The sequence below is a fragment of the Bacteroidales bacterium genome (assembly GCA_041671145.1).
In the GTDB taxonomy this organism is placed as follows: Bacteria; Bacteroidota; Bacteroidia; order Bacteroidales; family JAHJDW01; genus JAQUPB01.
This window is the reverse complement of record JBAZBZ010000003.1, coordinates 146138-155525: the sequence shown is the minus strand read 5'-3', so window position 1 is coordinate 155525 and position 9388 is coordinate 146138. Positions and strand designations below refer to the sequence as shown.

The following is a 9388-nucleotide window of genomic DNA, read 5'->3' as shown; positions in this document are numbered from 1 at the left end:
TCCTGAGTTGTGACATTTGCTAAAAATTTAAAATTCCAAAAAAACAAACATCAGAAAATAAGGAGTTTATAATCTAAAAAAATGAATTTTACCGCACTAATGTGTATTTTTGTGGTATGTATTCTGTAAGAAAAGTTAAAACAAAATCTGGGTCAACAGCAATTCAGGTTGTTCAATATTTTGGTCATCGATCAAAAGTATTTAAACACATTGGAAGTTCTAATATAGATGCTGAGATAGTTGTTTTGCAACGAAAAGCGTTAGATTGGATTGAAGAACAAACTTCGCAAACAAAACTATTCCAAGAACAAAAACAAAAAATATTGCTTGTAGATAGAAGCGAATGCATAGCTGTGACGCACAATTTCACATTTCAATTTTTCACAAGCTGCATCGAAGAATGTGGATTATCGGGTTTGCCAAGTCTTATAATCGACTTATCCATTATGAGGTTGATTGAACCTGCATCGAAACAGCGTTCAATAGAATTGTTATCACACTATTTTGGAATAAAATATTCGCAACGAATTTATCGTAATATTCCAAAGCTTATAATTCATAAATCATTTATAGAAGAATGTGCATACAATATAGCTCGAGAGAGATTTAATGAACCTTTTTATTTTGTTCTTTATGATGTAACAACATTATATTTTGAATCATTTAATGCAGATGATTTCAAAATACAAGGGTTTTCAAAAGATAATAAATCACAACAACCTCAAATTGTAATCGGGTTATTAACTACTCAATCTGGATTTCCTTTGTCCTATCAAGTTTTTGCAGGAAATACATTTGAAGGAAAAACAATGCTACCAATAGTTGAAAATTTTGTTTTACAACACCCTAAAACAAAACCAATCATAGTAGCAGACGCAGCAATGCTTGATGAAGAAAGATTAAACGAACTCAAACAAAAGAAAATATCATATATCGTAGGAGCACGCTTATCAAATGCTAATTTAGAATTGATAAAAAAGATTCATAGCACATTGAATGGCAAGCATGGAGCCATTGCTCGCTTCTCATCACGACATGGTGATTTGATATGTGATTTTTCTCAAAAACGATACAAGAAAGATTTAAATGATTTAAATAAGCTAATTCAGAAAGCAAATGAATTAGTGGCAAAGCAATCGTTAGGTACAAAAGCCAAATTTGTAAAAAGAATCTCTAAAGAAAAAATAGAGCTAAATACCGAATTAATTGAAAAAAGAAAACTCATTCTCGGAATAAAAGGATACTGTACAAATTTACCCGAAAAACAATTATCAAATGAAGTTGTAATAGAACGATACCACCAGCTTTGGCATATAGAGCAATCTTTCAGAATGAGCAAATTCGATTTGCAATCTCGACCTATATATCATCAGAACGAAGATGCAATACGCTCTCACATTCTTATTTGTTTTGTTGCTTTGATAATTGAAAAATATCTTGAAATAACAACAAAATTATCATTAAGAGAAATTAGATTTTTAGTGTGGAACATTACAGAAATTTATATTCAAGACAAATTGACTAAAGAGAAATTTAAATTTATATCGCCTACAGATAAGATTGTTAAAAGCAATTTAAGTCAACTAATAAAAAAATGGAATTTGTTACCGCACTAATTGTCACAACTCAGGATAAATTTGTGAGAAGTGAAAAAATGATAAATAAAAATAATATTTTTTTGCTTTCCAATAATGGAAAAATTATTGCAGATACAATAATTAGAAGTTTATTTATATGAGGTTGCACTAAATTTATTTCTTTAATAAGGAAGTTTATTAAAGGGTACTTTTAAAAACAAAAAAGAAGCTACGAATTTTAAAGTAGCTTCTTTTTTGTTTAATAACAAAATATTTTATGGTGTTGTTTTCTTTGGTGCAGTTTTAGGTTTTGTTGATTTAGGTGTTGTTTTCGGTTTTGAAATTGTATCTATTGGAGTTTGAATAGGAGCAGAAACAGTATCATACGTTATACCTAAAATTGTATCAACAGGAAGATTTTTTTGATTTATTGTAACAGGTTTTTTGGTAGCAGGTTTTGTTGTAACAGGTTTTTTTGGTTGAGTCCCAGCTGGAGTTGTTTTTTGTGTTCCTCCCGAATTTGTTTTTGGAGTTGTTGGCTTTTTGGCGTCTTCTTTCTTTTTATAAGGTTTTCCCATTTTATCAAGAAGAACTTCGTTGATAACTGTTGTATATTGGTCTTCTTTCTTTGATAGTTTAACCTGATAATAATCGTCTCTTTTAGCATTAACAACATGTCTTGCTCTTATTATCTTTTGCTTTTTTAAATTTGCATCTATATATGAATAAACCAAGTCAGGCATACTATTGGGATCCATTTCTGTGTGAGTTTTCACCCATACTCCATCCGGCGTATATTCTGCCTTTGTAGTATCATTTTCTGTCGATTTTGGCATTTTAAACATTCCCACATAGTCGTTACTTAATGTGAACCATTTTATAAATTCCGGATTTTTAAATTTTTTCTTCAGGTTTGCAATCACTTTTGGCGGAACTTCGGTTTCCTTTACCGATTTCAGAATTTCTTCTGGTGATGAATTGTCAACAGTTTTATATCTTTCTTTTTCGGCTTTTTCTTTTTCTTCTTTCTGGCGTTTCAACTCTTCTGCTTTTTGCTCTTTTTGTTTCTTTGCTTCTTCAGCTTTTTCCTTTTCGGCTTGTGCTTTTTCTTCTTTCTGACGCTTCAATTCTTCTGCTTTCAATTCTTTTTGCTTCTTTTCTTCTTCAGCTTTTTCCTTGTCAGCCTTTTCTTTTTCTGCTTTCTGTATTTTTTCTGCTTCAGCTTTTTCCTTATCAGCTTTTTCTTTTTCTTCTTTTTGTTTTTGCTTTAATAATTCGGCTTTTTTTAGTTCTCTTGCATTTGCTTCCGCAACAGTTTTCGGCGAAAAACTGTATATAATGGAATCTTTGGCTTTGGGAACACTGTCCGGATTTTCAATATGGTACCCTTTAGGGTTAAAATAATCGTTTTGTACTGCTGTTTCTCCTTTTTTTATTATATTAACAAAAAATACATTTTCACCATTGGTGTTTCTCATTAAAAATGCTTCTTTTATTGTATAATTGCCTGCTGTTATTGTTGTATCGAGGTAAAATGTGATAGGATATGGCAAGCTTGCTGGAGCTACACTTTTAGGTTTAAAAGATAAATTTTCCGTTTTTTTTGTATTAGAAGTGGTTTCTTCTTCTGGTTCGTCAGGAACAACTTTTTTTATGACAATTTTGTTTTTAGGAATATAGCCACCGATATCAAAACTTGCTCCTTGCTGGTCGGTAGAAGATATTACTGCTCCGTTTGTTTTAAAAGTCATTTCAATCAGTCCTTCTATAGCGACTTCTCTAACTGTCACATAATAAATCATCCCCGAAGGTGTTTCTTTCAGATATATCTCTTTTACTTTAAAAAGCACATTTGATGGGTCCTTAAAAAATGTTTTTTTTATAAAATCACTTGTTGCTCCCGGCAGTTCTTTTGAGCTTATGGGCGTTGCTGTTTCGAGCCATGTTCCATTGTTAGCGAAAGTTGCTTTTGTATCACTTCCTTCAAACTTGAATGATGCGACATAATTCGTATCGGCAGCTGTCCATGATGGTTTGATATTTGGAATTTTTTTTGCAAAGCTTGTTGAAACCTCTTGCGGAACCGTGATGGCTTTTTGAGCAAACGTATTGCTTATGAAGATTCCTGTTAAAATTACAATTACAATTATTTTTTTCATAAACATAAATTTAAATCTAAGTTGAAAATTACATTAATTTACTTGCAAAAGTATTAAAAAAATGCCAAAAAATTAAAAATTTGAATTTTAAAAAGCTGTGTGCAAAATACAATAAAATTTTTTATATATTTTAAAAAGTATTGAATTTTTTGTTAATTTTTTTTTAAAGCCATGTAAAGTATTGTTATACCGAAGGTGATTTTTTCATATTTGCAATTTATAAATTCAAGTTCTTCCAGTATTTCAATAAACTTTATTCCTTTGGGAAAATCAGTAACCGAATCATACAAATATTCATAAGCAATAATATTATTTGATACTTTTTTTCCGATAAACGGAATAACCTTTTTTAAATAAAATTCATATAATTCTTTGATAACAGGTGTTTTTGGTTTTGAAAATTCAAGTATTACAACAATACCGTTCGGTTTCAAAACTCTGTGTATTTCTTTCAGTCCTTTTTCGAGATTTTCGAAGTTTCTTACTCCGAAACAAACTGTTATTGCATCAAAAGTGTTGTCTGCAAATTCCAGATTTTCCGCATCGGCTTTAATGATTTCTATTTTGTTTTCAAGTTTTCTTTTCTTGATTTTTTCAATTGCTACAGAAAGCATTTCTTCCGAAATATCTATTCCGATAATTTTATCGGGATTTATCTTTATAGCATTTATTGCCATATCACCACTACCTGTTGCAATATCAAGTATAGTTTTGGGGTTGTGTTTTTTTAAAACATTAACGACTTTTCTTCTCCATATAATGTCGAATCCTCCTGAAAGCAAGTGATTAAGAAAATCATACCTGTGAGCAATATTATTGAACATTGCTTCAATAACTTTTTTTTCTTTAGGAATATTGCTTTTCAACTTTTTTTCGGATATTTAATTAAGAAGAAATTCAGTGAATTCTTTTAAGATTAACATCTCTGGCGGGCGAAATCATTAATGGATATTGTTCAAATGTTATCAAACTTGAGTCAAGCCCATAAGCTTTTACATCGGGTAAACTTATGTGGCGTAAATAAAAATATGCATCCAGAACAATTTTTTCATAAATACTCAAATCGTTATCGTGAGATAAAGTTTCTTCAATAAAAACAAAACGGAAATCTCCTGTAACCTCGGTTTTACTTAATGAATCGTAACGGCTTTTTATATCAATTTCTTTATTTGCAACCATATCATTTAATACTTTTCTGAACATAATGTTTAATCTTGGGATTACTCTGAAGCCGAGTTTAAAATCAATTCTATATGCAGTTTTATGAATTAATTCCGTTACTTTATAATCGCGCATGTGTGGTTCGTCATGTACATCAACGTGAAGGAACCAATATAAATCAGCCCTTTTGGGATGTTTCTCAATTATCGAATAGAAAACTTTTGCTTCAATTTCATTTATCCTGTCGGCTTTAATTACGTAAACCAAATGAGTTGCGAATTTTGGTATGGATTTGTCTTTTGAAATTTCAGAAAGGATTTTCAGGTATTTTTCAACATAAATGAATTGCAGATATTTATTTCTGATTTTACGACCATGATACCAGAAGTACATTATTGTTGACAGCAAAGTTGCAATAAATAAAGTAATCCATCCTCCATTGGTGAATTTTTTGAGATTTGCAATTAAAAAAGATGCTTCAATAAAAACGAATGTGGATAAAATAAGTATTATAAATATTATGTTGTAACGTTTAAGCACCATGTAATAGCTTAATAATATAGTAGTCATAAGCATTGTGAAAATTATTGCCAACCCATAAGCTGCTTCCATTTTTGATGAATCCTGCAAATAAAGCACAACTCCACAGCATCCCAAAAACAATATCCAGTTTACTGTTGGTATATACAGTTGTCCCCTTTGATTTGTGGGATATGAAATTTTCATTTTTGGCCAAAAGTTAAGGTGTATGGCTTCACTTATGAGAGTGTATGCTCCGCTTATTATCGCCTGACTTGCAATAATAGAAGCAATTGTTGCAATAATAATGCTTGGTATTAAAAACCAATCGGGAACAACTCTGAAAAATGGGTTTGTTCCGTTGAGTGTTTCTCCTGAATGATTAATCAACCATGCTGTTTGACCGAAGTAATTAATAAGTAAAGTTATTTTTACAAATAACCAACTAACTCTGATATTGTTTCTACCGCAGTGTCCTATATCTGAATACAAAGCTTCAGCACCGGTAGTACAAAGAAAAATTGCACCAAGCAACCAGAAACCACCGGGATAATGAACAAGTAAATTATAAGCATAATATGGATTTACAGCTTTGAAAACCCATAAGTTTCCCGGAAGATGAATGCCTCCGATAATAGCAAGCATTGTAAACCAAATAACCATGATAGGTCCAAATGACTCTCCCACAATAACAGTTCCAAACTGTTGAAAGAAAAATAAGCCACATAGAATAATTAAAACAACCGGAACCGTTTGGAAATCGGGATATATTGCTTTCAATCCTTCAACAGAAGAAGAAATAGTAATTGCAGGTGTTATTATGCCATCTGCCAGAAGCATGCTTCCTCCAATAATGGCAGGTAAAATAAGCCACTTTACTTTTGTTCTTTTAACAAGTGCATAAAGCGAGAAAATACCACCTTCTCCCTTATTGTCAGCTTTCAGCGTTAAGTAAATGTATTTTATGGAAGTTTGAAAAGTTAATGTCCAGAAAATACATGAAACAGCACCTAATGTCATGTTGCTGTCAATAGGTGTATGTCCGGTAATGGCTCTTAAAACGTAAAGTGGTGATGTGCCAAGGTCTCCGAAAACTATGCCAAGTGCAATGAGTACTCCGGGAAAAGTTATTTTATCTAATTTTTTTAATGCTTCACTTGTCATATAAAAAATAAAAAAGGAGTGCAAATTTAATTCTTTTTTGATACATTTTATTTATATCGAAATATTATTTTTTCTTTTCCCTCCTTTTGCATTTTTAGTATTTTTGTACATTTTAAATTCGGATATGATGAAAAATTTGGAGAACAAAATATTGATAGTTGATTCAGTTCATGATTTTCTGTTGAAAGAACTGAAAAAAGCGGATTTTTCGTGCATTTATTCACCTGAAATAACAAAAAGTGAAATAGAAAATAAGATATATGATTGTTTTGGTATTGTTTTAAGAAGTAAAATAGGAGTTGACAGCAATTTGATTGATAAAGCGAAGAAACTGAAATTTATTGCAAGAATAGGTTCGGGCATGGAAAATATTGATGTAAAATATGCTGAAAAAAAAGGAATTTCCTGCATAAATTCTCCCGAAGGAAACAGAGATGCCGTGGGAGAACATGCATTAGGATTACTCCTTTCATTATTGAAAAATATTAACAAAGCCGATAAACAGATAAAAAATAAAATATGGAACAGAAAGGAAAATAAAGGAATGGAAATTTCAGGGAAAACAATAGGTATTATCGGATATGGAAATACAGGAAGTGCATTTGCAAAAAGATTATCGGGATTTGATGCAAAAATTCTGGCGTATGATAAATATAAAAAGAAGTATTCCGATAAATATGTTACGGAATCAAGCATCAGTACTTTATTTAGTGAAGCCGATATTTTGAGCATTCATCTTCCCCTGACAAGTGAAACTCATTATATGGTTGATGATAATTTTTTAAATAAATTCAAAAAAAATATTTTTTTAATAAATACATCAAGAGGACAGATTATAAAAACTGATGATTTAGTGAAAAACATAAAGTCAGGAAAAATTCGTGGAGCAGCACTTGATGTTTTGGAATATGAAAATTCAGCATTTGAAAATCTTAATAAAATAAATAATAAAAGTTTTAAATATCTTATTAATTCCGATAAAGTTATTTTAACACCTCACATTGCAGGACAAACAGAAGAATCTGCTTTAAAACACGCAGAGGTGATTTTGAAAAAAATCAGAAATAAATTTAAATGAATAGTGAAAAACGTTTGTGGTTGAATTGTTAAAAATAATATCGAACACCGAATATTGAACATTGAATAATGAAGTTGTGCAACTAACAACAAAATCCCGAAACTTTAAACTATTTGAAATCGACATTGCATTTAGCTGCAAATAATTTTATTATTGAAAGTTAATTTATAAATTTGTTTTTTTATTAATAAATATAATGAAAATGCAAAATACAGATTTTGATAAAATAATTAAACAACTTGGTAGTACAAAAGAATACGAATTTTTGTATCACCGCAAGTTCCATGAAGTCCCTATGCCATCTATTACTGAACTTAATGAAATAGTTTCATTATTAAGGGGAGTTTTATTTCCAGGTTATTTCGGAAATTCTGATGTGCGTCCCGAATCATTGAATTATTATATTGGAGCTAATGTTGACAAAGTATTCAGATTGCTTGCCGAACAAATCAAAAGGGGATTTTGTTTTTCGTGCGAAAAAGATGATGACTCATGTTTGAATTGCGAAAATAATTCAAGGGAAATTGCAAAAGAGTTTATTTCAAGATTGCCGAAAATAAAGCATTTGCTTTCAACAGATGTAATTGCGGCATTTAACGGCGACCCTGCTGCAAAAACTTATGGGGAAGCAATATTTTGTTATCCCAGTATATTTGCTTTAACTAATCATCGCATAGCGCATGAGTTGGTTTTGCTTGATGTTCCTCTGATACCTCGAATCATTGCCGAAATGTCGCACTCTGAAACGGGTATTGATATTCATCCCGGTGCTTCAATTGACGAATATTTTTTTATTGACCATGGCACTGGTGTCGTTATTGGTGAAACAACAATAATAGGAAAAAATGTAAGGATTTATCAGGGAGTTACTTTGGGAGCAAAGAGTTTTCCTGTTGATGAAAAAGGTAATCCTATGAAGGGTGTTCCACGACATCCTATTGTTGAGGATGATGTTATTATTTATTCAAATGCCACAATACTTGGAAGAAATACTATTGGCAGGGGTTCTGTTATCGGTGGAAATATCTGGATAACAAAAGATGTGCCTCCTGATACAAAAGTTATGCAGAATAAACAGAAATAATTATTCGTCATTATCTTGTAGAATGGGGTGTGCACAAATGCAAACAGGAAACTAAAAAAGATAAAAAAAATAATCACTAAAATTTAAATACATGAAAACAAAAATCTTTTTAATTGCTGTTTTATTGCAGTGTGCACTCAGCAGCTACTCTCAGGAATTGAATAAAAAAACCACTGATTCAGTTTCGGGTAAAGAAATTCTTATAGGATTATGTGATTTGAATGGATTCAAAACAGTGGATTTTATTGATTCTTATACTAACGAATATGAAGGATACAAGCCCAATATAATGATACTTGAAAAAATAGATTCGTTGCTAAAGCTTAAAGAAAATGAAAATATTAAAATTAAAGTCATATTAGGCACATGGTGCAGCGACAGCAAAATACAAATTCCGAGATTTATTAAAATCTTTAATATAATAAAATACAATCCTGAAAACATTGAATTTATTTGTGTTAACAGAAATAAAAAAGCAGGTAATTTACCGGTTACAGATTTAAAAATAGAAAAAAATCCAACATTTATTGTTTTTAATAATGCAAAAGAAAAAGGCAGAATTGTTGAAACTCCCGGTAAAACACTTGAAGAGGATTTGCTGAAAATACTTGTACGTTAGTCGGTAATCAGTAACCACTAACCATAC

General features: G+C 30.8%; 7 protein-coding genes. 4 read left to right on the top strand and 3 right to left on the bottom strand.

The features are described 5' to 3' along the window. Window positions 1–116: 116 nt before the first annotated feature. Window positions 117–1616 (top strand): IS1634 family transposase, encoded by a 1500-nt coding sequence (locus WC223_02145; protein MFA6923030.1) that lies wholly within the window; start codon window positions 117–119, stop codon window positions 1614–1616. A gap of 236 nt (window positions 1617–1852) precedes the next feature. Here WC223_02145 and WC223_02140 read toward each other — a convergent pair whose 3' ends face one another. The 3 genes from WC223_02140 to WC223_02130 form a co-directional block, all read right to left on the bottom strand. After that, window positions 1853–3736, bottom strand: coding sequence for a hypothetical protein (locus WC223_02140; GenBank protein MFA6923029.1), 1884 nt, complete (start codon window positions 3734–3736; stop codon window positions 1853–1855). A 152-nt stretch (window positions 3737–3888) separates the two neighbouring features. Further along, window positions 3889–4602: a bifunctional demethylmenaquinone methyltransferase/2-methoxy-6-polyprenyl-1,4-benzoquinol methylase UbiE gene (gene ubiE, locus WC223_02135; protein ID MFA6923028.1), complete on the bottom strand. Its 714-nt coding sequence runs from the start codon at window positions 4600–4602 to the stop codon at window positions 3889–3891. A gap of 31 nt (window positions 4603–4633) precedes the next feature. Further along, window positions 4634–6580, bottom strand: coding sequence for a KUP/HAK/KT family potassium transporter (locus WC223_02130; protein MFA6923027.1), 1947 nt, complete (start codon window positions 6578–6580; stop codon window positions 4634–4636). Window positions 6581–6704: 124 nt separating this feature from the next. Between WC223_02130 and WC223_02125 the strand changes: the two genes are divergently transcribed. The 3 genes from WC223_02125 (at window position 6705) to WC223_02115 (ending at window position 9361) form a co-directional block, all read left to right on the top strand. Further along, complete coding sequence (locus WC223_02125; protein ID MFA6923026.1) at window positions 6705–7658, top strand: NAD(P)-dependent oxidoreductase; 954 nt, start codon at window positions 6705–6707, stop codon at window positions 7656–7658. Window positions 7659–7860: 202 nt separating this feature from the next. Further along, complete coding sequence (locus tag WC223_02120; protein ID MFA6923025.1) at window positions 7861–8742, top strand: serine acetyltransferase; 882 nt, start codon at window positions 7861–7863, stop codon at window positions 8740–8742. 91 nt (window positions 8743–8833) lie between these two features. After that, window positions 8834–9361 carry a hypothetical protein gene (locus WC223_02115; protein ID MFA6923024.1) on the top strand — a complete coding sequence of 176 codons (528 nt, stop codon included), beginning with the start codon at window positions 8834–8836 and terminating at the stop codon, window positions 9359–9361. Window positions 9362–9388: the final 27 nt, after the last annotated feature.

Coding starts and splice junctions, on each gene's coding strand:
- WC223_02145 (MFA6923030.1), top strand. CDS start 117: ATGTATTCTGTAAGAAAAGTTAAAACAAAATCTGGGTCAACAGCAATT.
- WC223_02140 (MFA6923029.1), bottom strand. CDS start 3,736: ATGAAAAAAATAATTGTAATTGTAATTTTAACAGGAATCTTCATAAGC.
- WC223_02130 (MFA6923027.1), bottom strand. CDS start 6,580: ATGACAAGTGAAGCATTAAAAAAATTAGATAAAATAACTTTTCCCGGA.
- WC223_02125 (MFA6923026.1), top strand. CDS start 6,705: ATGATGAAAAATTTGGAGAACAAAATATTGATAGTTGATTCAGTTCAT.
- WC223_02120 (MFA6923025.1), top strand. CDS start 7,861: ATGCAAAATACAGATTTTGATAAAATAATTAAACAACTTGGTAGTACA.
- WC223_02115 (MFA6923024.1), top strand. CDS start 8,834: ATGAAAACAAAAATCTTTTTAATTGCTGTTTTATTGCAGTGTGCACTC.